The following is a 23,316-nucleotide window of genomic DNA, read 5'->3' on the forward strand; positions in this document are numbered from 1 at the left end:
CGAGTTAATTAATTTTAATTCTTGTTTTCTTCTGTTTTCTTTTGTTGTTCTTCTTCTTTGGCTTTTTTAGCCTTTTCTCTATCTTCGATTATTTTCTTTCTTTTTTCTTCTAAGGCTTTTTTACGCTCGTCAATTTGTTTTTTGCGCTCTTCAGCTGCCTGTTTTTTCTTTTCTTCCGCTGCTAATCTTTTCTTCTCGGCTTCGGAAATTACAGTGCTGTCTTTGGTGCTTTCTACAGCAGTTTTTAGCTCATTTTCTTTTGAGTTCGGGGATAAATCCTTAGCTTCTTTTCCTGACCCTTCTTCAGTTTTATTAGGGTTTTTAGCCTCATTTCGTTTAGCGGCTTTTTCGTCTAACAGTTTCTGACGTTTTTCAGCAAAAGCTTTTTTCTTTTCTTCTGCTGCCAGTTTGCGGTCTTCCAGCAATTTTTCACGAGCTGCTTTTTTCTCGTCTAATTTTTTCTGACGTTCGTTCTGAGTAGGATTTTCAGCAGCCATGTCTTCCAGAGCATCCTGTTTTTCCTGTTCTTTCAGCTGTTTTTTGGACATCTGTTCTTTCTTCTGTGCTCTTGAGAGGGTACGCAAGACACGATCGCTGATGTCAAAACGTTGTGCGGCAAAGACCATGCTCATGTCTGACGACTTGTCGAATATAAAATCATATTTTCCTGATTCGGCAATGTCTTGAACGGCATTAAATACTTGGTCCTGAATTGGTTTTACCAATGTGGCTTTTTGAATCATCAAATCACCGTTTGGACCAAATCTTTTTTGCTGGTAGTCCAGCATTTCTTTTTCAAGGAACGCAATTTCTTCTTCTCTTTCTGAAATCAGTTCTTTGGTTAAAAGAACTTTTTCAGTATTTAAATTCTCGCGCAACTTCGCAATTTCAGTTTTCTTAACTTCAATTTCCTGTTTCCAGGTTTGTGCTTTCTGCTCCAGTTGGTTTTTTGCTTCGGCATAATCCGGTGCTTTCTCCAGAATATAGCCCATGTCAATATAACCTACTTTTACTCCTTTACCCTGAGCATTTACCAATGTTGCGGTAAGAGTTACAAGTGCAATCAAAAAATGTTTTCTCATAACTGAAAAAGTTTAGTTCAACTATCGTGCCAAATTTTAAAATTGCTGCCCAATAATGAAATGGGTTTGCCAGCCACTTTTTTGGGTTTGTCCTTCAGGAGCGTCGAAACCATGCCCAAAGTCAATTCCCAGTAATCCAAATGCAGGCATAAACACGCGCAGTCCAAAGCCTGCCGAACGCTTAAGTGAAAAAGGATTGTAATCGCTAAACGAACCATAAGAGGTTCCGGCTTCGACAAATGTTAGGGCGTAAATGGAAGCGGCTTGTTTTAGCGTAATCGGATAACGTAACTCTAAGGAGAATTTATTGTAAATGGTTCCTCCAATTTGTTCTTTAAATCCGTTTTTGTTCGTAATAACAGGTGAAAGCGATTGGTTTGGATATCCTCTTAACTGAATCATTTCTCTACCATCCATGGAGAAGTTGGCTAAGCCGTCACCTCCTAAGTAAAATCTTTCAAAAGGTACTAGCCCTCGATCATTATTGTAGGCTCCCATGAAACCGAATTCACCTAAAGAACGCAGTACTAATTTATCATAAATTTTTGTATACCAGTCTGCTTTGAACTTAATTTTATAGTATTCCAACCAATTAAATCGTTTTTGGTCCACTTTTCCCTGATCAACTGCAGCTAAAGAGTAATCAGAAACCGGATTACCGCTTGAGTCTAAATACGTTCCCGCAGGTACGGTAGTGCCGTCAGGAGTGGTTGTACTGGATGCAGTTGTGACAACTTTATATTCTTTAAGATTTCCTAAGTTAGCATAGTCAACACCATTAAATAAGGAATAAGGCAGCGTAAACTTACCGGTAAGTGAAAATTCAGAACCGTAAGTAGGATAAATCGGGTTGAATCCTTTACTGTTTCGTGTCAATCCTACAGTGTACGTAAGGTTACGGGAAGAACCGTTTCCGAAAGTAAACAAGCCGGTGTTGTAGTTGTTCAGGTCATAGTACTGGAAAGCTACAGCGTGCGATAGTACAAAATAATCGTCCGGTACTGAAAGTCTTTTCGCCATTCCAACCGATAAAGTGGTGATGTTAAAACTCTGATCTCGGGTTACATCTCGTGAAGAGTAGTTGTATAAGAATTGCTTACTGTGTGAAATGGAAGTGGAGAAACTTATCGGTTTCTTTCCACCTAACCATGGTTCTGAGAAAGACAAACTATAGGTTTGGAAATACGAACTTCCCTGTAAGCGTAATGCCATTCTCTGACCATCTCCCATAGGAAGCGGTTTGTAGGCCTCTTTATTAAAAAGATTTCGGATGGAGAAATTGTTGAAAGAAAGCCCAAGTGTTCCAATGAAACCGCCACCGCCATAACCTCCTTGAAGCTCTACCTGGCTGGATCCTTTCTCGACAACGTTATAGTTGATGTCTACCGTACCGTCGGCACCGTTTGGCTTAACATCCGGCTGTAACTGTTCTGCATCAAAAAATCCTAATTGTCCTAACTCACGAATGGTTCGTACTACGTTTTCCTTGCTCCATTTTTGTCCCGGTTTTGTACGCAATTCGCGATAAATCACGCGATCGTTGGTACGGTCATTCCCGGTTACCGAAACTTTGTTGAAATATGCAATTGGACCTTCCGTAATACGGATTTCGAAATCAATAGTGTCGTTTTCGGTTTTAACTTCAACAGCGTTTACATTAGAAAATAAGTATCCGTTGTTTTGATACAGATTGGTAATGTCTTCTGCTTCCGGATCTTTTTTGTTGGAAATGCGTTCGTCTAGTAATTTACCGTTGTATACATCTCCTTTTTTGATGCCGAGTTGGTTTTCAAGACGTTGATTGGTGTATATGGTGTTTCCTAAGAAACGGATGTCCCCAAAATAATGTTTGCGCCCTTCTTCTACAGTGATGTTAATATCGACCGTGTTTTTGTTTTTGTTGAAAGTTACAGTTTCCTCTGTTACACGGGCATCACGGAATCCTTTTTCCTTGTATTTGTCTGTTATGGCGGTTAAATCTTCGTTGTATTTTTCTTTAATGAATTTTGATGCTTTAAGGATACGCATCGGGTTAAACATTCCTTTTTTCTTAGTGTTGGCCATAGCCCTTTTTAATTGGCCTTTGGTTAGCTCTGTATTGCCTTTGAAATTGATGTTTTTGATGCGTACTTTTCGGCCTCTGTCTACAGAAATTACCATATTCAAACGGTTGTCTGTAGAGTCCGGTATGGTGTTGATTACCACTTTGGTGCTATAATACCCGTCTTTTTTATACTTGTTTTCGATGTAGTTTTTGGTGGTGGTCAAAAGGTTTTCGTTGACAACTTTATCTTTTTTAAGATCGTTGTCTTTGATGAGTTCGTCAATTTTACCTTTTTTTACGCCAATGAACTTGACGTCATTAAGTTTGGGTAATTCGTTGATGCTTAATTCCAGCCAGATGCTGTCGTTTTGAACACGATCTACATAAAAATTAATGTCGTTAAATAAGCCCAATTTCCACAATTTCTTAATAGCATTGCTGACTTCGTCTCCGGGTATGGTAATGGTTTGTCCTTTTTCCAATCCGGCAAATGTGGTAACGGTTTGTGCGTTGTAGTTTATTTTTCCGGTTACTTGAACATCGGCAAGAATATATTGTTTTCCGGCTTCAGGGGTGTTGGTTTCCTGTGCTTTTAAAGTGGCTATACTTCCTAAAAATAAAACAGCAAAAAACAGTTTTGTTGTCTTTTGAAACATTCGGGTATTATTTAATTTGTTCACTGGTTTTTCCAAATCTTCGTTCTCTTTTCTGATAACTGATAATCGCTTCATACAAATCGTTTTCTCTAAAGTCGGGCCACAGCACTTCGGTGAAATAGAATTCTGCATATGCAATCTGCCAAAGCAGGAAATTGCTGATTCTGTGCTCACCGCTGGTGCGGATAACCAAATCTACATCGGGTAAATTTTGCGTGTAAAGATGCTGATTAATAATTGATTCGTCAATATCAGTAGTTGAAATTATATTATTTTTAACTTTATCGCTTATTTTTCTCACGGCACTAACGATTTCTTCCCTCGAACCATAGCTTAAGGCAAGTGTCAATGTCATTTTTGTATTGTCTTTTGTTTTGTTGATGACATCCTGTAGTTCCTTGCGTACAGATTCCGGAAGATTTTCCAGATTTCCGATGGAATTCAGACGGATGTTGTTGTTTTGGAGGGTTTTTAATTCCCCTTTTAAGGAACTAATCAATAGTTTCATTAAGGTGTCCACTTCCAGTTTTGGACGGTTCCAGTTTTCTGTGGAAAAGGCATAAAGGGTTAGGTTTTCAATACCTAATTTAGCACAGGTTTCTACGGTTTGGCGTACGGCTTTGGTGCCATTTTCATGTCCGAAAGCGCGTAACATTCCTTTCTGTTTAGCCCAACGGCCGTTTCCATCCATGATGATGGCCAGGTGTTTGGGTAAATTATCTTTATTGATAGCGTCTATTAAATTCATATTATTCTGCACAAAAACAAGGGTTCTGCCCAAACGTATACGTTAAGGTGATTCCTGTAAAAACATACCAGTCATTGCTGTTCAGGTTACCGAACTGATTGGCGGTATAAGCACTATTTTTAGGATGGCTGCCGTCTAAATTATCGGTAAAACTGTATTTGAAGCTTGTTTCTAAGCCCAATACAAACTGATTCGCAATTCTACTTTTGATGCCTACTGTCATCGGAATAGCCAACGAGTAGCTGCTTTTATCGATTCGGGCGGTATTGCTGGTAAAATATAATTCTTCGTATCTAAAACCGGAAAGCCCGCTGTAAACATATGGTGTTACAATCCATCCGCTTTCATGAAGGTTGAAGTCAAAAAAATTGAATTCCAGGCCGGCTGAAAGTTCTTTGATTTCATTTTCAAAACTAAAACCTCTCTTTTTTCGGGATGGAGCATCCGAATCCAAATCATTCGAAGTGATTTTTCCCTGAACATATGAAATACGCCAGGAGTGTCTTTTACTTCGGTTCCATTTATACAAAAGGCCTAAACTCAATTCGTTAGGATTGATGTAGGTGGTAGGTCCAACATCACCAATATAGTTACTTCCGCCTACGAAAACACCGACTTCATGGATTTGAGCCTGTGCTTCTGAAAACAGCAAGAGAAAGAAAGCTACAAGTACGATTCTGTTCATTTTGTTAAAATAGTGTGCAAATATAACAATATTGATTTCTAAACCATCCGAATCGTTATATTTTCACACCGCTAAGGTTATAAATTATTGTATAATCAATATTTAACGGCAATTGTGTTCGGTTAGTATGAAAAAATCAATAAAAACTGTTAATTGCGTTTATCCTCGCCCCACAGCAATTTATTGCGTAATGTTTTTAGAAAGGTTTCGTTTGGAAATTCGACCATGTTAATGGAGAAAGGGGCTTTTTTTATATGAACTTCGTTTTCGTTGTCAATCGTTTTTGTGCCGGAATCCAGGGAAATTAAAAACTGAGGTTCTCTTCCCGAAACTTTAAGTTTGATTTCGGTTGTGTCGGAAATGATTAACGGCCGAACGTTAAGGTTGTGCGGGGCAATTGGTGTAATGACAAGACATTCGGAATCTGGTGTAATGACAGGTCCACCGCAACTAAGGTTGTATCCCGTTGAGCCTGTTGGCGTGGATATAATAAGTCCGTCGGCCCAAAAAGATGTTAGGTATTCTCCGTTCAGACACGTTTCGATGGTAATCATCGAAGTGGTGTTTTTTCGGGATACGGTGATTTCGTTTAAAGCAAAATTCAAATCAAAAATATCGCAGGGATCCGGAAAGCACTCCAAACTTAAAAGGGTTCTTTTTGAAAGCTTGTATTGTTTGTTAAACAGATGTGGTAGTAGTTTTTCGATGTCATCTTGTTGTACATTGGCTAAAAAGCCCAAGCGCCCTGCGTTGATTCCTACGATAGGGATGTTTTTGTTTTTTACGAAAGTGGCGGCACGCAGCATGGTTCCGTCCCCTCCGATACTGATGAAAAAATCAATACTGTTGTCCAGTTCAGTGTGGTTTGAAAAGACTTCGTAGGAACCGGTTATTGCGTTGTTTTCCAATAAAGTGTTGAAAAAATTGGCTTCAAAAACAGCTTTGGCGTTGTGTTTTTCAAAAACGGAAAATACTTTTTTCAGGATGTTCTGTGTTTTTTCCGGGTAATATTGTCCGTAAATGGCTAGTTTCATAGAAGCACTGTTAAATGTTTAAATACATATCCAAATAATCGGAACGGTCTCTGAGGTTGTTTAGATAAGCATCTTCTTGATGTTCACTGATAATCACGTAATTGTATCTTCTGAAGGTCTGGATGATTTCATTCATGCCGCCCAGGCTCATTTTTACGGTAATCTGTACTTTATTTATATCAGAATAGGAGATGAAGGCTCCTAAAAGTTTTGCATTGTTGCTCTCTATAATCTGGGCTATTTCTCCCATGCTGTAATCGCGGATGCCTTTTTCAACAACAAGAATACCGCCGTCTTCTTTTAGGAAAGGGGTGTCGTTGAAAATTTTTATGATGTCATCGAGTTCGTAATACCCTATATACTTGTTGCTCTCGTCCAATACCGGAATCAGGTTGGCTTCGTTTTTTGCGAAAACTTCCATTACATCCAGCCAGTTTAAGGTGTTGCGAACGAAAAAGCGTTCGAAATTATAGCGGAAATCGTTAATGGTTTTGTTCTCTTCAAGCAATTCGGCATCTTCGGCAATAATGCAGCCAATGTACACGCCGTCTTCCAAAACCGGAAAATGGCTGAAAGAATATTCCACAAAGATATCCTGTGCATTTTCAATTTTGTCGTTTATTGAAAGCGCATTAATTTCATTGTTAATATAATCGGTAATTTCAGTCATTGGAATAAAATCGAAATTGAATGCAAAATAATCAAAAAATAGGACATTTCAGCTTAAATATACTTTGTATTTTTGTGAGTAAATTTTTTTACCATGACAAAATTATCCGTTAATATAAATAAAATAGCCACTTTGCGTAATTCCAGAGGTGGGAATGTGCCTGATTTATTGAAAGTTGCAAAAGATATTCAGCGTTTTGGCGCGGAAGGAATTACCGTTCATCCGAGGCCGGACGAACGCCATATTCGTTACCAGGATGCGCGGGATTTGGTTTCTGTAGTGCATACCGAATATAATATTGAGGGAAATCCACAGCATAATTTTATCGATTTGGTGCTGGAGTGTAAGCCTACTCAGGTTACTTTGGTTCCGGATGCCATTGGAGCTCTTACTTCAAATGCAGGTTGGGATACGGTAAAACATCAGGCCTATCTGAAAGAAGTGATTGTAGAATTTAAAAAACACGGTATCCGAACTTCTATTTTTGTGGATCCGGTTTTGGCGATGATTGAAGGGGCTAAAGAAACCGGAACCGACAGAATCGAGCTGTATACCGAGGAATTTGCCCATCAGTATGGCTTGGGTAATAAAAAAGGAATCGAACCATATACGGCTGCGGCTGTTTTAGCGAACGAGCTTGACTTGGGGGTTAACGCCGGTCATGATTTGAGTCTTGACAACATTAAATTCTTTAAAGAGCATGTTCCAAATCTTATGGAGGTGTCCATTGGGCATGCCCTGATTTCGGAATCGTTGTATCTTGGTTTGGAAAATGTGGTTAATATGTATCTGCAACGTTTGAAATAATGGAACTGTATTCAAGAATAGAAGGAGAAGGAAAGCCGTTTTTAATTGTTCACGGTTTTTTGGGAATGTCCGACAATTGGAAAACCTTGGCCGGACAGTTTGCACAATTGGGTTTGCAGGTGCATACGCTGGATATGCGTAATCACGGAAAGAGCCCGCATTCTGAAGAATTTAGTTATGAAATTATGGTCCAGGATGTTTACGACTATTGTGAAAGGCATCAGCTGGACAAAATATATCTTTTAGGGCATTCGATGGGTGGAAAGATTGCCATGCTTTTTGCGACCACCTATCCGGAAAAAGTAGAAAAACTTATAGTGGCAGATATAGGGCCGAAATATTATCCGCCGCACCATCAGAAAATTTTAGCAGGTCTTAATGCTGTTGATTTTTCGCAACAACCCAGTAGAGCCGAAGTGGAAGCAATACTTGCGCAACACATCAATGATTTCGGAACGCGTCAGTTTTTGTTGAAAAATTTGTATTGGGCTGAGCCTGGACAATTGGCATTCCGTTTTAATCTTGATGTTTTTAATCGTAAGATTGAAGTGATTGGAAAGGCGCTTCCTTTTGAAAACACATTTGATAAAAGCACTTTATTATTAAGAGGAGATAAATCGGATTATATATTGGATGCTGATTTTGAAACCATTCGACATCATTTTCCTGATTCTGAAATAGTAACCATAAAAAATGCAGGGCATTGGCTTCATGCGGAAAACCCGGTTGATTTTTTTAAAGTTACTTCTGATTTTCTCGTGAGATAGCGTGTTAACTATCGATTTTAAGAAAGTATTATGAAAGCATAACATTTTTCTTAAAAAAATTGTAAAATCCATATTTTGTTATAAATTTGGATTATTCTTTAATGAAAATAAGAGAAAAACTAACACATTTTATCAACTATGAGAAAATTACTAACTGTAACTTTATTGGCTTTGGCAGGGACGTCGGCATTCGCGGGAGGATACCGAGTTAGCTTACAGGGTCAGAAACAATTAGCAATGGGACATACCGGAGTGGCGGTGGTGAACAGTGCTGAATCTGCGTTTTTTAATCCTGCGGGATTGTCTTTTTTGGAGGATAAGTTTAACTTGTCAGTAGGAGCAAGTGCGCTTTTCGCCAAAACTAAATTTCAAAATGAGAAATACAATTGGGCAAATTCTACGGATAACATGGGAACTCCGTTCAACGTTTACGCATCGTATAAGATCAATAAGTGGTTAACGGCTGGTTTGGCGGTTTATACTCCTTATGGTAGCGAAGTGGAATGGGATCAGGATTGGGAAGGTTCTCATTTGGTAAATAACATCAATCTGAAAGCAATTTACATACAGCCAACGTTGTCTGTTAAAGTAAGCGATGAGTTCAGTTTTGGTGGAGGTCCTATTTATGTAACCGGTTCGGTAGAATTCAACAGAAACCTAAACAGAAGTTTAACGGATGAAAACGGAAACAGATCGGATGTTACTTTAGATGGAAAAGGAATTTCAGCTTGGGGTTATACGGCTGGGTTTATGTTTAATCCTTGTGATAAAATGCGTATCGGTGTGAACTACCGTTCTGAGATTATTATGGAGGCTCGTGGCGGTGATGCTACGTTTAATAATGTTCCAGCTTTCGCTCAGGGAACGTATTCGAATACAACTTTTGATGCAGATCTTCCGTTACCGGCAGAGCTTACAGCGGGTATTTCGTATAATATTACCAAAAAATGGATGGTAGCTTTTGATTACAACAGAACCATGTGGAGTGCTTATCAGGCCTTAACGGTTGATTTCGCAAACAGTGTTCCTACATCTGTAAATGCTAGAAATTATCACGATACCAATACCTATAGAGTGGGTACGCAATATAAAGCGAATGATAAATTCACATTCAGAGCAGGGTGGTATAAAGATGAAAGCCCTATTTCTGCAGGGAATTTTGCGCCGGAAACACCGCGTAACGATTCTAATGGATTTACAGGAGGTTTGACATATCAGATCAACAAAAAGCTAGGGGTTGATGCTTCATTCTTGTATTTACATTTTGATGAGATTGATGCGTCTTATGATCATTATACTGAAACAACAGTGGTGAACGGGCAGCCGGTTACCAGTACTATTCCTTTCGGAGGAACTTACAAATCTGTTGTGTTTTCACCGGGTGTTGGTTTAACGTATAGCTTTTAATCATTAATGAGAATCAAGATGAAAAATAAATTTATATATTTTGCTGTATTGGCAGCAATGGGTTTTGCATCCTGTGAGCCCGAGTTTGATAACGAATTGTCGAATGCTAATTATTCTGCCGGTGAGGCTGACTTTTCCAGATATGTTGCGGTAGGGAATTCCCTTACGGCTGGATATATGGACGGAACAGTTTCAAGAGGAGGACAGGTGTATTCTTATCCAAATCTTTTGTCCCAGAAATTTGCACTTGTAGGGGGTGGAGAATTTACACAACCGTCTTATGCCGATGATATAAACAATCTTGGAGGTTTGACGCTGGGAGGAATGCAAATAGGAAACACCCGATTGGTAATCGATTTTTCAGCTGGCGGTCCTGAGCCAATTGCTGGTACTTCTACAATTGAGGTTTCTAATCTGCAAGCTAAGGCTTATAATAATATGGGGGTTCCGGGCGCTAAGTCGTTTCATTTACTGGCTTCGGGTTATGGAAATGTTGCCGGTGTAGCGGTTGGTATGGCCAATCCTTATTTTGTGAGACATGCGTCTACACCGACTGCAACTGTCCTGGAGGATGCCATGTCTAAAAATCCAACGTTCTTTACCAACTGGATTGGAGCGAACGATGTGTTGGCTTATTCAACCAGTGGGGGTGCAATTAATGATAATCCTGCTACAACAACTGTGGACGAAAGTTTAATTGCTGCGGCAGATCACAATGCAACCGGAAATATGAATCCTGCAACTTACGGTGGAAATGATATTACCAATGCAACGGTTTACGGCGGTGTTTATACGCAAATCATTAATGCATTAACTTCTGGTGGTGCAAAAGGGGTGGTGTGTACCATTCCGAATGTGACGTCAATTCCTTATTTTACAACGGTTCCGTATAAGCCATTAACGGCTCAGGGTATCGGTAAAGGATTGGTTCCTGCCGGTAGTACTACTGAGCAGCAAATTGCAGCGGGTACTGCTGCTATGAATCAGTTGAATTCTCAGTTGTACACGATGCTTGATGGTCTTTTTACGGCTTACGGTCAGCCTAACAGGGTGAATCCTTTAGATCCGACTAAAGCCAACCCAATTTTAATTCACGATGTTGATGCGATAGACCGATCAACTGAAATTACCGGGGCTTTAACACCTTTATACGGTGCTGCTATTGCGGGTCAGTTTGGAGCGGCTTTTGGAAAATGTCGTCAATCGGCTTCTACGGATTTAATTGTTTTGCCGGCCTCTTCGGTTATCGGAACATCAAATCCTTTTGCTACTGCGGCTATGCTTAGTGTGGGAGCTAATAAAAATGGAGTTTCTTATCCAATCAGTAATAAATACGTATTGACAGCAAATGAAGCATTGAAAGCTACAAATGCTACTTCTGCTTATAACAATGCTATCAGAAGTATTGCGGCTTCTAAAGGTTTGGCTGTAGCAGATATGAATGAAATCATGGGACGTCTGGTTTCCGGATTGCGTTTGGATGATGGTCAGATTTATACGGCGAACTATTTTGCAGGAGCGTCTAATCTTAGTACTGTTTTATTCTCGTTGGATGGGGTGCATCCTAATGCAAGGGGATATGCGGTAATTGCAAATGAAATTATTAAAGTGATTAATTCGCATTATAAAGCAAGGTTGCCTATTCATGAGATAGGAGGTTTTCCTGGTGTAACCGTTTTAGGTTCGAATTAATTTAGAAATATCTTTTAAAAGCGCTGAATTTTCAGCGCTTTTTTTATCTTTATGCCTTATTGTAATTGATATGAAAAATATGCTTATTCGCCTTTTAATCACAACGGTACTTATTGTGGTTTTGGCGCATTTTCTTCCGGGAATCCATGTGGATACCATTAAAGCAGCATTAATTGTTGCTGTTGTTTTAGGATTGTTGAATACTTTTCTTAAACCGGTATTGGTTTTCTTTACGCTTCCGATAACTGTTTTTACGCTGGGTTTGTTTCTTCTGGTGATCAATGTGGGTATGGTTTTGCTGGCCGATTACCTTATTGATGAGTTTCGAATCGATTCGATTGTAAATGCTTTTGTTTTCAGTGTGGTGCTGTCGTTAAGTCAGTGGTTTCTAAATCTTTTTGTCAAAGACTAAGCTAAAATCGAGGAAATTTAATAGTATTGAAATACAATGAGTTAAAAACTTGGTTGGGTTGTAAAAATTCTATAATTTTGCAACCCAATTTTAGTATATAAAAAAATTAAATAATGAATATTACAAGAAACAACGTAGATGCGTTAAATGCAGTGGTGACGGTTGAAGTTACCAAAGATGATTATGCAGGTCAAGTAGAAAAAGTATTGGCTGATTACCGTAAAAATGCTAGTATTCCGGGATTCCGTAAAGGGGCAGTACCGATGAGTTTGATTAAAAAACAATACGGGAAAGCGGTTTTGTTGGATGAGGTAAACAAGTTGTTGCAAAATTCATTAAACAATTATTTGGTTGAAGAGAAGTTGGATATCTTAGGAAACCCGCTTCCTAAAGTAACTGAAGATTTTAATTGGGATGCTGAGGATTATAAATTCGAGTTCGAATTAGGCTTGGCTCCGGAATTTAAAGTAGACTTAACCGCTAAAAATAAAATCACAAAATATACTATCGTTGCCGATGATAAAATGATCGACGAGCAAGTGGAGCGTATCCAGAAGCAATTCGGAAAACTAATCTCTAAAGAGAAAGTTGAAGAAGGTGATGATTTAAGAGGAACATTTGCAAACGAAGAAAAAGGAATCAATAATACGGTAAACATCAACTTGGATGCTTTCAAAAGAAAAACCGACATCAAAAAATTCATCGGAAAGAAAGTTGGAGATGTTGTTACAGTTGGAACAAAAGGTTTGTTTGACGACGATCATAAATTAATGGATTACCTTAAAGTGGATCATGATGATGTTCACGGTTTGGATATCGAGGTAAGCTTTACAATCGAAGAAATCAATACTTCTGAAAAAGCAGAATTGAATCAGGAATTGTTCGATAAATTGTTCGGAGCTGGAAATGTTACTTCTGTTGAAGCGTTGAAAGGAAAAATTAAAGAAGACGCTGAGCAGCAATTTGCAACGCAGGCGGATCAGAAGTTTTTAAACGATGTTACGGAATTCTTAATCGAAAGCACGACATTTGAATTGCCTTCTGAATTCTTGAAAAAATGGATTCAGACTGTTGGAGAAAACCCATTATCTGCAGAACAGGCTGAGGAAGAATATGCAAAATCTGAAAACGGATTGCGTTATCAGTTAATCGAAGGCAAAGTAATTACAGAGAATGGATTGCAAATTACTTTCGAGGATCTGAAAACGTATACTTCAGATTTAATTAAGAAACAAATGGCGCAGTTTGGACAAATGGATCCAACTGATGCTGATGTGGAAAACATCGTGGCAAGAGTGATGTCGAACCAAGAGGAGGTAAAACGTCTTTCTGAACAGGTAATGAGTGAGAAGATGTTAAACCTGTTTAAAGATAAGGTTTCTGTAAAAGCGAAAGAAGTTTCCTATGAAGACTTTATTAAAGAAATGTACGGGGAATAAATTTTCGTAAAAATTAAGTATATTTGAACGTCAGACTTGTTTGTCTGGCGTTTTTTTATAACTTACAAACATAAAATATCACGATAATGAACTACGGAAAAGAATTTAAAAAATATGCCACGAAGCATCACGGAGTGAACAGTATGTACTATGATAAAATCGTAGGAAGTATGACCCCGTATATTATTGAAGAGCGTCAACTAAATGTAGCGTCTATGGATGTTTTCTCCCGTTTAATGATGGATAGGATTATCTTTTTAGGTACAGGCGTTGATGATTATGTGGCGAACATTATTCAGGCGCAATTGTTGTTTTTAGAGAGTGTTGACGCGTCGAAAGACATCAGTATTTATATCAATTCGCCAGGTGGTAGCGTTTATGCCGGATTGGGAATTTATGATACCATGCAATTCGTCAAACCGGATGTAGCGACAATCTGTACCGGAATGGCGGCTTCTATGGGAGCAGTCCTATTGTGTGCAGGTGCGGATGGAAAACGTTCGGCTCTGCCGCATTCAAGAGTAATGATTCACCAGCCGTCTGGTGGTGCGCAAGGGGTAGCGACGGATATGGAAATCAATTTGAAAGAAATGTTGAAATTGAAAGAAGAGTTGTATCAGATCATTTCTAACCATTCCAAACAACCTTACGAGAAAGTGTACAAAGACAGTGAAAGAGATTACTGGATGATTGCTGCCGAAGCAAAAGAGTACGGTATGATCGATGAGGTGTTGACAAGAAAATAAATAAAATTAGGAATTCGGCACTAAGCCGATAATGAAATTGAAAATAATATTATGGCTAAAGAAGTTTTAGAGTGTTCTTTTTGCGGAAGGAAAAAGCCAGAAACCAACCTGTTGATTGCAGGGATTAATGCACACATCTGTGACAAATGCATCGAGCAGGCGCACGGCATAGTGCTGGAAGAATTGAAACAAAGCGGAAATTCAGGATTGCTGGCCGATTTAGTGTTGAGCAAACCGAAAGAAATCCGTGCTTTTTTGGATCAGTATGTTATTGGTCAGGATCAGACCAAGAAAGTGTTGTCGGTAGCTGTGTATAACCATTATAAGCGTTTGTTGCAGAAGCAAATGGACGATGAGGTGGAAATCGAGAAAAGTAACATCATTATGGTAGGACAAACGGGTACCGGAAAGACACTGGTGGCCAAAACCATTGCCAAAATGCTGAATGTACCTTTAGCAATTGTGGATGCAACGGTATTGACTGAAGCCGGTTATGTGGGGGAAGATGTAGAAAGTATCTTGACCCGTTTGCTTCAGGCAGCTGATTACGACGTAGCCAAAGCAGAGCGTGGTATCGTTTTCATCGACGAGATCGATAAAATTGCCCGTAAGAGTGATAATCCATCAATAACGCGCGATGTGTCCGGAGAAGGTGTGCAACAGGCGTTGTTGAAGTTGTTGGAAGGAACAGTGGTGAATGTGCCGCCAAAAGGAGGTCGTAAACACCCGGATCAGAAGTTTGTGGAAGTGAATACACAGAATATCCTTTTTATTGCCGGTGGTGCCTTTGACGGAATTGAACGTGTGATTTCCAAACGATTGAACCGTCAGGCGGTAGGGTATGGTTCTTCCAAGAGTTCCGATGCCATTGATAAAGACAATTTACTGCAATATATCATTCCGAAAGACATTAAAGACTTTGGATTAATCCCGGAAATTATTGGTCGTTTGCCGGTTTTAACGCACATGGATCCTTTGGACAGAGAAACCTTGCGTGCCATTTTGACGGAGCCGAAAAATGCTTTGGTGAAACAGTATAAAAAATTGTTTGCGATGGATGATGTTGAGTTCTCCATGACCGACGATGCCTTAGATTTTATTGTAGACAAGGCACTGGAATATAAATTGGGTGCCCGTGGTCTGCGTTCCTTGTGTGAAGCCATCTTAACCGATGCGATGTACGATTTGCCGAGTTCAGACGAATCGGAATTAATCATCGACAGGGAATATGCGGAACATTCTCTTAGTAAAAATTTGCTGCAGCGTTTACAGGCAGCATCTTAAAATAACAAATCCCGAGCAATCGGGATTTTTTTATGCCTTAATCGAAGAAAATATCTTGAGAGAAATCCAGTATTTCGGATTCGGTGAATTTGCTCTGTATTTCGTCCAGTCCTTTAAGTAAAAGCAATTCAGTGGTGAATTTTCGACTGATACCGTGAATGTGACCGTTGTGGATCATTTTGAAAAAAAATTTGCCGGCCGGTGTTTTGAATTTTAAAAAGGAAACGTTTTCTATTCTGTTTTTTAGAAAGTCGATGTCTTTTTCACATTCCTCTTTGGTTTTATAGCTCTGACTGGTAAGCAGCGTTTTTCCTTTTCGGGAATTGAACTCGAATTTGAACAGGCCGTTTTCTTTTTTACTGATTGCGAAGGTTCCCATTTGGATTTTTAAAGGCTGCAAAAATATAAAAGTCCCGAACAATTCGGGACTTTTTGTTAGGCAATTCTATGTGTTTCTTTCTTTTTCTGAACGTCTGATTTTACATAGCGTGCTTTACAGTTCCATCCACTTTTGCACGAGGCTAAGGTTAGGGCTAAAGCTCCAGCTGTGATAATTTTTTTCATGATTTCAGAATTATTTGATCAGGAATTCAATACGTCTGTTTTTGGCATCCTCATCGGCAGTGCAGTTGTTGCCGCAGTTAAATTTCAATTGCGATTCTCCAAAACCTTTGAACTCTAGGCGGTCTTTTGCAATTCCTTTCTTCACCAAGTAATCGTAGGCTGCTTTGGCACGTTTGTCGGACAAATTCATGTTGTAAGCGTCTGAACCTTTTGCATCGGTATGCGCGTTGATGGTGATTTTCATCTCCGGCTTATTGGTTAGTACTTCAATAATTTTGTTTAAGGATAATTCCGATTCTTTCTTAACCGTAGCTTTGTTGAAGTCAAAGTAAATGTTTTCAATCACGATTGCATTGTCGATGATTTCTGCTTTAGTTTGGTTTAGGGTGATTACTTCGTTGTAATTGTTGTTTCCGTTGCTCCAGGCTTTGAAAATAGATTCTTTTACATTATAGCCTTCTTTTTGCGTAACAATACTGTATTGGGTTAGTGGTTCAACGGCTAAGGTGATTCTTCCGTGTTCGTTAGATGTGGTTTGTTTAACTACTTCCCCGAATTCGTTTTTGATTACTACAGCAGCGTTTGGTAAAGCAGTTTTTGAATTCACTTCCACCACTGTTGCATTCAGGTTTTGAGCCAATTTGGTCAATTCGAATTTGTATACGTTGTAGTCTTCCTTATTGCTATTTTTGTTGGAAGAAAAATAGCCTTTTGTCGGACTGCTTAAGATGAATGCTACTTCGTCATTATGCGTGTTTAAAGTGTTTCCTATGTTGGCGCGGTTTGCGATTCCGTTTTCGGTCATTGAAGCTCTGAAGATATCGTATCCGCCATAATTTTCATGACCCTCTGAAGAAAAATAGAGGTACCTGCCTGATGCATACGGGAATTTTTCGTCTTTTGAACTGTTTACAGTTGCGCCTAAGTTTACTGGGGTTGATAGACTTCCGTCTGTCAATACATCAGACACATAAATATCAAAACCTCCAAAGCCTCCTGGCATATCCGATGCGAAATACATTTTGTTTCCTTCTGCGTTCATGGAAGGGGTTTCTACGGAATAGCCTTCTGCGATGGTTATTTTTTGTAAATCTTTCCAATAGCCTTTGATTTCTAAATCCAGTGTCGATTTGTAAAGTTCGAACTGATTTGGGTTTTCGGATTTTGCGCGTGTCAGATACATGGTTTTTTCATCAGGGGAGAACGTAACGCTTCCCTCGTTGGTTTCTGAATCCAATAATCTTGAGAAAATAATCGGATACGAAAGATTGCCGTGTTTGTCAATGTTGGCACAGAACAGGTTGTTGTTCGGATTGTTGAACTGATCCACAGTGACTTTGGCAAAACCTCTTTTTTTGTTAGAGAGAATTAAGTATTTCCCCATAAAAAAAGTTGATCCTACCTCGGAAAGTTCTGTGTTGATTCCTGAGTCATGGGTAATAAAATTTAACCCTGTAGTTTCAGTTTTATTTACTGCAAGAACTTTGTTTGTTCTTGTGTTTAATCCTCCTTGGGAAAAGGCGGTAAGGGAAAAAGTTAAAAATGTGATAAATAACAGAACGGTAGTTCTCATTTTTTTGTGATTTATTTTTTGTTTTTGAAAGAATTATTTGCTAAAAATTTAAAATCAGGTGCAAATTTACTCCTTATATTATGTAAACATTAAAAAATCGTCAAAAAGCAGAAAAAATCGTTTAAAAACAATTTAACAAAAATCAATGAATATTTTACAGATATAACAAAATAATTAAAAAATGTAGTAAAAACAAAAAAGCCTTAAACAAATTTGTTTAAGGCTTTTGTACTCAAGGCGGGACTTGAACCCGCACGGACATAATGTCCACTGGATTTTAAGTCCAGCGTGTCTACCAATTCCACCACTCGAGCATTTATATTGGTATGGAGCGAAAAACGGGGTTCGAACCCGCGACCTCAACCTTGGCAAGGTTGCGCTCTACCAACTGAGCTATTTTCGCGTAATCAATTTGTCAAATGAACTGCGTTACTTTCGTATTGCGAGTGCAAATGTAACACATAAATTTAATTTCGCAAGGCTTTCCAAAGAAAAAAACAAAACTTTTTTATAATTGTTTGATAACCTTGTTTTTACAAAATATTATTTTTTGCCAATCATGCGTTTGATTTCGTTCAGTTTCATCAAAGCTTCCACCGGAGTAAGGGTATTGATGTCTAAACTCATAATTTCTTCCTTAATTTCCTCTAATAACGGATCGTCCAGATTGAAAAAACTCAACTGCATTTCCTCTTTGTCGGATTTGATTCCGGTCATGGCTTCGCTGGAGTGGTCTTTTTCCAGTTTCTTCAGGATTTTTTGCGCTTTCTGAATTACTGTTTGTGGCATTCCGGCCATTTTAGCCACATGAATACCAAAACTGTGGGCACTGCCGCCTTTAACTAATTTTCGGATGAAGAGTACATTGTCTTTCAATTCTTTTACCGACACATTGAAGTTCTGGATACGCTCGAAAGTGGTTTCCATTTCATTGAGTTCGTGATAATGCGTCGCGAAAAGTGTTTTCGGTCTGTTTGGATGTTCGTGTAAATACTCAGCAATGGACCAAGCGATGGAAATTCCATCGTAGGTAGAAGTTCCACGGCCAATTTCATCTAAAAGAACTAAACTTCGGTTGGAAATGTTGTTCAAAATCGAAGCCGTTTCGTTCATCTCCACCATAAAAGTAGATTCCCCCATCGAAATGTTATCGCTCGCACCTACACGGGTAAAAATTTTGTCGACAATACCCATGCGAACGCTTTCTGCCGGAACAAAACTTCCCATCTGTGCCAATAAGACAATTAGCGCCGTCTGACGCAAAATGGCTGATTTACCCGACATATTCGGCCCGGTAATCATAATAATTTGTTGGTCAACGTTGTCTAGAAAAACATCGTTGGCAATATAGGGAACGTCAACCGGGAGTTGTTTTTCAATAACGGGATGGCGACCATTTTTAATGTCTAAGTCGAAACTGTCGTCAATTTCCGGTTTGATGTAGTTGTTTTCGATGGCCAATTGCGTGAACGAACACAAACAGTCTAATTGCGCTACCAAATTAGCGTTGAGCTGCACCGGTTTGATATACAAGGCAATCCAAAGCACCAATTCTTCGAAAAGTTGGGCTTCCAGTTTATGTATTTTTTCTTCAGCGCCTAAAATTTTGGATTCGTATTCTTTAAGTTCTTCGGTGATGTAACGTTCGGCATTCACTAAGGTTTGCTTACGGATCCATTCCGTCGGGACTTTGTCTTTATGGGTGTTTCGTACTTCGATATAATAACCGAAAACATTATTGAAGGACACTTTTAAAGAAGGAATGCCGGTTTTTTCACTTTCGCGGATTTCCAACGCTTCCAGATATTCTTTTCCGGAAAAGGCGATACTGCGTAATTCGTCTAATTCAGGATGAATACCTTTGGCAATCGCGTTTCCTTTGTTGATGGCAACCGGCGCATCCGGATTAAGTGTTTTTTTGATTTTTTCACGCAACAAATCGCAGGAATGCAAACTGTCGCCGATAGTTTTTAAAGCCTCGTTGGAACTTCCCAAAGCAGCAGTTTTCATCGGAATCACGGCATCCAGCGAATTGCATAAATACACAATTTCTCTAGGACTTACTTTTCCGGTGGCAATTTTCGAAATCAAACGCTCCAGATCGGAAATTTGTTTGATTTGGTATTGCATGGTTTGCAGAACTTCTGAATTGGCTTTCAGATAATCGACTACTTCGTGGCGGCCTTGAATTTTTTGTGTGTCTTTCAGCGGTAAGGCTAACCAGCGTTTTAATAAACGGCCTCCCATTGGGGAAAGGGTGCGGTCGATCACCTCTAATAAGGTTACAGCATTTGGGTTGTAACTGTGGTACAGCTCTAAGTTGCGGATCGTAAACTTGTCCATCCATACATAAGCATCTTCTGCAATACGATGGATGTTGGTGATGTGCTGTATTTTATTGTGCTGTGTTTCGGATAAATAATATAGAATCGCGCCGGAAGCAATAATGCCTTCCTGCAATTCTTCAATGCCGAAACCTTTTAAAGAGTTGGTCTGAAAGTGGTTCGTAAGGCTCTCAAAGGCGTAATCTTCTTTGTAGATCCAGTCTTCTAAATAAAAAGAATGGAAATCTTCTCCAAATTGTTCTTTAAACTGGTTTTTGAAATGCTTCTGTACCAAGACTTCGCTCGGGTTGAAGTTCTGCAATAGTTTATCGATGTATTCTCCATTGCCCTGTGCAGTCAGGAATTCTCCGGTTGAAACGTCTAAAAAGGAAACGCCGATAATTTTTTTGCCAAAATGTACCGATGCCAAAAAGTTGTTTGATTTGGAATGTAGTACCTCGTCATTTAAAGCCACACCCGGAGTCACCAATTCCGTTACACCGCGTTTCACGATGGTTTTGGTCATCTTCGGGTCTTCCAACTGATCGCAAATTGCCACACGCAGGCCTGCTTTTACCAATTTCGGCAAATACGTGTTCAAAGAATGGTGTGGAAATCCGGCCAAAGCTGTTTCTGATTCGGAACCGGCACCGCGTTTGGTTAAGGTGATGCCTAAAATTCCCGAAGCACGAACGGCATCGTCACCAAAAGTTTCGTAAAAATCACCTACGCGAAACAGTAAACAGGCATCGGGATATTTGTTTTTAATCTCGTTGTACTGCTTCATTAACGGAGTTTCTTTCGGCGCTTTTTCTTTTGCTGACATGCTATTGGGTTTATTTGCAAATATACAGGAAGACATTGTTTCAAATACCAAGTCTTAAAAATTAATTAAAAAAGCACCCTGTACTTATTTTGCATAGCTTTTTTTAATAGATTTGTCTTCTAAATGATTAAAAACAACTAGGTTATGAAAAAAATATTACTATTAGGTGCTTTCTTTATTTTGAACACAGTAGCGGTTGAAGCTCAGGAAATTGCAACTAAAGCAAAAACAGAAATTAAGGCCGCAAAAAAAGCTAAGAAGGCTAAAAAAGTTAAAATGCCTAAAGTAGAAGGGGTAGGAATGTTTTTCGAAAGCGAAACTATCGATTACGGAACTATCGATCAGGATGCTAACGGACAAAGAGAATTTGTGTTTACCAATAATGGAGACAAGCCCTTAATCATCATGAATGCTCAGGGATCATGCGGGTGTACCGTTCCAACTTTTCCTAAGGAACCGATTGCACCGGGAGCAAAAGGAGTTATTGGCGTGAAATACGATACGCACCGAACAGGTAATTTTAATAAACAAGTAACCTTAACAACCAATGCTTCTGAAACACCAAAAGTGTTAACTATTAAAGGGGAAGTGAAAGCAGCTCCTGTGAAGGCAGAACCGGCTAAACCACAAGAGATAAAAAGCTAATTTTTAATTCAAAACAATAATGAAGCCTTCAAAATGTGTATTTTTGAAGGCTTTTTAATGGAACAATGAGAAAACTGGCCAATAGCGAATTAGAGCGCAAAAATATAGAAGAATTCAGGAAGGCGGGTAAAACCCCTTTAATCATTATTTTAGATGATATCCGAAGTCTGCATAACATCGGTTCAGTATTCCGTACTTCGGATGCTTTTCTGGTGGAAAAAATTTACCTGTGTGGGATTACCGCAACACCGCCCAATAAGGAAATTCATAAAACTGCGCTTGGCGCTACTGAAACCGTTGCCTGGGAATATGCCAAAGATGTGCTGGAAGTTATCGAAAAACTTAAAGCCGATAACGTTGCAGTATATGCCATAGAGCAGGTAGAAAATTCCGTTATGCTGAATGAATTTCAGGTAAAACCGGAAGAAAAATATGCTTTGGTCTTTGGTAACGAAGTAAAAGGTGTGGCGCAGGAAGCAATCAATTTGTGTGATGGCGTAATTGAAATTCCACAGTTAGGAACAAAACATTCCCTTAATATTTCGGTAAGTGCCGGGATAGTGGTTTGGGATTTGTTTCAGAAGATGGCTCAAATTGAAGCGTAAAACCGGTTGGTTTTTGTTTAAAGCTTGAATCTTGAAATGGCGAAATTAAATCTTCGCTTGAATTCTTTCCAAGATAGTAAGGTAATCTTCCTGACGGTTTACAAAATCCATGTCGGATACATCAATAATGAGGACGTTTAGATCAAACTGGGTTTTAATGTAATCCAAATACCCCTGATTAATTTTTTCAAGATATTCCGCCGGGATCTCCTGTTCGTAGGAACGGCCGCGTTGTTTTATCTGATGTAGCAAACGCTCAGTATTCTGATAGAGGTAGATGTACAAATCCGGTTTCGGCATTTCTTTGTAAATAATATCGAACATGGTTTTGTATAAGCGGTATTCGTCTTCAGCTAATGTTACTTTGGCGAAAATCAACGATTTGAAAATGTGATAATCCGCTACAATGAAATCCTTGAACAAATCAAATTGTGCTAAATCATCAGAAAGTTGTTGGTAACGGTCAGCCAGAAAAGACATTTCCAACGGAAACGCATAACGGTTTTGGTCTTTGTAAAATTTTGGTAAAAACGGATTGTCGGCAAAACGTTCCAAAACCAGTTTAGCATTAAAATCCTCCGAAATTGTAGTCGATAAAGTGGTTTTTCCGGCACCAATATTTCCTTCGATGGCAATATAATTGTACTGTTGTAAAGTGATTTTTTCGAGTGGATGCTCCAGTTTTCCAACAATTTTACAGTCACTTTTATCGGTTGTGGAAGTAATTAGCTCGGTAATCGATTTTCCGGATTTCGGATGTACCCAGTTACTTTGCAAATCCCGAACCGGCAACAACACAAACAGGCGGTTTTCCATCTGCGGATGCGGAATATGCAGCACTTCGGTCTCCATGACTTTCTCATTAAAAGACACTATATCGACATCGATAATTCGCGCCTGATAGCCGTTGCCTTCGTTTCGGATACGGCCTAGTTTTTTTTCCACGACCAGAATTTCCTCCAGTACTTTTTGAGCGGACAAACGAGTGTGAAGCAACAAGGCACAGTTGTAAAAAGCATCGCTTTCAAAGCCCCAGGAAGGTGTTTCATACAAATGGGAAACCTGAATTACGGTTCCTGTTGTTTTGTGAATCAAAGCAATAGCCGCCTGAAGGTTTTCCAGACGATTTCCCTGATTGCTGCCTAACGATAAAACTACCTGATTCTGACTGTGCATGTGGCAAAGTAACTAAAAGAATTTCAGAATTAAAGTAAAATTACGGCAATGTTAATAAGTTCTGTTTACAGATGATTTGTCCGGCAAAGGTGTAACAATTTTAACATTTCTGCTACTCATTAAGAAAATA

Annotated in this window: 21 protein-coding genes and 2 tRNA genes; 10 read left to right on the forward strand and 13 right to left on the reverse strand. The window is 39.1% G+C overall.

Features of this window, described 5'->3' with window-relative positions; genetic code table 11:
* Positions 1-14: 14 nt before the first annotated feature.
* The 6 genes from ABGT15_RS00845 to ABGT15_RS00870 all read right to left on the reverse strand — a co-directional run bounded on the left by ABGT15_RS00845 (position 15) and on the right by ABGT15_RS00870 (position 6,919).
* Positions 15-1,082 (reverse strand): OmpH family outer membrane protein, encoded by a 1,068-nt coding sequence (locus ABGT15_RS00845; RefSeq protein WP_367229525.1) that lies wholly within the window; start codon positions 1,080-1,082, stop codon positions 15-17.
* A 36-nt stretch (positions 1,083-1,118) separates the two neighbouring features.
* Positions 1,119-3,857 (reverse strand): outer membrane protein assembly factor BamA, encoded by a 2,739-nt coding sequence (gene bamA, locus ABGT15_RS00850; protein ID WP_367229526.1) that lies wholly within the window; start codon positions 3,855-3,857, stop codon positions 1,119-1,121.
* The gene (locus ABGT15_RS00855; protein ID WP_367229527.1) at positions 3,790-4,530 is read right to left on the reverse strand and encodes an isoprenyl transferase; all 741 of its coding nucleotides are present in this window, start codon (positions 4,528-4,530) and stop codon (positions 3,790-3,792) included. The genes bamA and ABGT15_RS00855 overlap by 68 nt, the downstream gene beginning before the upstream one ends.
* 1 nt (position 4,531) lies before the next feature.
* Entirely contained in the window at positions 4,532-5,215 is a 684-nt protein-coding gene (locus ABGT15_RS00860) for a DUF6089 family protein (protein WP_367229528.1), read from the reverse strand.
* A gap of 149 nt (positions 5,216-5,364) precedes the next feature.
* Complete coding sequence (locus tag ABGT15_RS00865) at positions 5,365-6,249, reverse strand: NAD kinase (RefSeq protein ID WP_367229529.1); 885 nt, start codon at positions 6,247-6,249, stop codon at positions 5,365-5,367.
* A 10-nt stretch (positions 6,250-6,259) separates the two neighbouring features.
* Complete coding sequence (locus ABGT15_RS00870) at positions 6,260-6,919, reverse strand: CBS domain-containing protein (RefSeq protein ID WP_367229530.1); 660 nt, start codon at positions 6,917-6,919, stop codon at positions 6,260-6,262.
* 93 nt (positions 6,920-7,012) lie between these two features.
* Here ABGT15_RS00870 and ABGT15_RS00875 point away from each other — a divergent pair, with 93 nt between their 5' ends.
* The 8 genes from ABGT15_RS00875 to clpX all read left to right on the forward strand — a co-directional run bounded on the left by ABGT15_RS00875 (position 7,013) and on the right by clpX (position 15,473).
* Positions 7,013-7,726 carry a pyridoxine 5'-phosphate synthase gene (locus ABGT15_RS00875; protein ID WP_367229531.1) on the forward strand — a complete coding sequence of 238 codons (714 nt, stop codon included), beginning with the start codon at positions 7,013-7,015 and terminating at the stop codon, positions 7,724-7,726.
* Positions 7,726-8,493: an alpha/beta fold hydrolase gene (locus ABGT15_RS00880; protein WP_367229532.1), complete on the forward strand. Its 768-nt coding sequence runs from the start codon at positions 7,726-7,728 to the stop codon at positions 8,491-8,493. Before ABGT15_RS00875 ends, ABGT15_RS00880 begins: the two co-directional genes overlap by 1 nt.
* Positions 8,494-8,631: 138 nt before the next feature.
* A complete protein-coding gene (locus ABGT15_RS00885; RefSeq protein ID WP_367229533.1) occupies positions 8,632-9,900 on the forward strand; it encodes an OmpP1/FadL family transporter in 1,269 nt (422 codons plus the stop codon).
* Between the two features lie 18 nt (positions 9,901-9,918).
* A complete protein-coding gene (locus ABGT15_RS00890) occupies positions 9,919-11,592 on the forward strand; it encodes an SGNH/GDSL hydrolase family protein (RefSeq protein WP_367229534.1) in 1,674 nt (557 codons plus the stop codon).
* A gap of 70 nt (positions 11,593-11,662) precedes the next feature.
* Positions 11,663-12,004 (forward strand): phage holin family protein, encoded by a 342-nt coding sequence (locus ABGT15_RS00895; RefSeq protein WP_367229535.1) that lies wholly within the window; start codon positions 11,663-11,665, stop codon positions 12,002-12,004.
* Positions 12,005-12,117: 113 nt separating this feature from the next.
* A complete protein-coding gene (gene tig / locus ABGT15_RS00900) occupies positions 12,118-13,443 on the forward strand; it encodes a trigger factor (protein WP_367229536.1) in 1,326 nt (441 codons plus the stop codon).
* 86 nt (positions 13,444-13,529) lie between these two features.
* Positions 13,530-14,189 carry an ATP-dependent Clp endopeptidase proteolytic subunit ClpP gene (clpP, locus tag ABGT15_RS00905; RefSeq protein ID WP_367229537.1) on the forward strand — a complete coding sequence of 220 codons (660 nt, stop codon included), beginning with the start codon at positions 13,530-13,532 and terminating at the stop codon, positions 14,187-14,189.
* A gap of 51 nt (positions 14,190-14,240) precedes the next feature.
* Positions 14,241-15,473, forward strand: coding sequence for an ATP-dependent Clp protease ATP-binding subunit ClpX (gene clpX, locus ABGT15_RS00910; protein ID WP_367229538.1), 1,233 nt, complete (start codon positions 14,241-14,243; stop codon positions 15,471-15,473).
* A 37-nt stretch (positions 15,474-15,510) separates the two neighbouring features.
* Here clpX and ABGT15_RS00915 read toward each other — a convergent pair whose 3' ends face one another.
* The 6 genes from ABGT15_RS00915 to mutS form a co-directional block, all read right to left on the reverse strand.
* A complete protein-coding gene (locus tag ABGT15_RS00915; protein ID WP_367229539.1) occupies positions 15,511-15,852 on the reverse strand; it encodes a hypothetical protein in 342 nt (113 codons plus the stop codon).
* Between the two features lie 56 nt (positions 15,853-15,908).
* Positions 15,909-16,037 (reverse strand): hypothetical protein, encoded by a 129-nt coding sequence (locus ABGT15_RS00920; RefSeq protein WP_367229540.1) that lies wholly within the window; start codon positions 16,035-16,037, stop codon positions 15,909-15,911.
* Positions 16,038-16,047: 10 nt separating this feature from the next.
* Positions 16,048-17,610, reverse strand: a complete 1,563-nt coding sequence (locus ABGT15_RS00925; RefSeq protein ID WP_367229541.1) for an OmpA family protein — start codon at positions 17,608-17,610, stop codon at positions 16,048-16,050.
* A gap of 229 nt (positions 17,611-17,839) precedes the next feature.
* Positions 17,840-17,924 (reverse strand) — tRNA-Leu (locus ABGT15_RS00930).
* A gap of 13 nt (positions 17,925-17,937) precedes the next feature.
* A tRNA-Gly gene (locus ABGT15_RS00935) sits at positions 17,938-18,013 on the reverse strand.
* A gap of 140 nt (positions 18,014-18,153) precedes the next feature.
* The gene (gene mutS, locus ABGT15_RS00940) at positions 18,154-20,760 is read right to left on the reverse strand and encodes a DNA mismatch repair protein MutS (protein WP_367229542.1); all 2,607 of its coding nucleotides are present in this window, start codon (positions 20,758-20,760) and stop codon (positions 18,154-18,156) included.
* 144 nt (positions 20,761-20,904) lie between these two features.
* On the opposite strand from mutS, the gene ABGT15_RS00945 reads away from it, so the two are divergent.
* Together ABGT15_RS00945 and ABGT15_RS00950 are read left to right on the forward strand one after the other, a co-directional pair.
* Entirely contained in the window at positions 20,905-21,405 is a 501-nt protein-coding gene (locus ABGT15_RS00945; RefSeq protein ID WP_367229543.1) for a DUF1573 domain-containing protein, read from the forward strand.
* Positions 21,406-21,470: 65 nt separating this feature from the next.
* Positions 21,471-22,010, forward strand: coding sequence for an RNA methyltransferase (locus ABGT15_RS00950; RefSeq protein WP_367229544.1), 540 nt, complete (start codon positions 21,471-21,473; stop codon positions 22,008-22,010).
* A 45-nt stretch (positions 22,011-22,055) separates the two neighbouring features.
* Here ABGT15_RS00950 and folK read toward each other — a convergent pair whose 3' ends face one another.
* A complete protein-coding gene (gene folK / locus ABGT15_RS00955; RefSeq protein WP_367229545.1) occupies positions 22,056-23,186 on the reverse strand; it encodes a 2-amino-4-hydroxy-6-hydroxymethyldihydropteridine diphosphokinase in 1,131 nt (376 codons plus the stop codon).
* Positions 23,187-23,316 lie beyond the last annotated feature (130 nt).

Source organism: Flavobacterium enshiense (assembly GCF_040750275.1).
Taxonomy (GTDB): domain Bacteria; phylum Bacteroidota; class Bacteroidia; order Flavobacteriales; family Flavobacteriaceae; genus Flavobacterium; species Flavobacterium enshiense_B.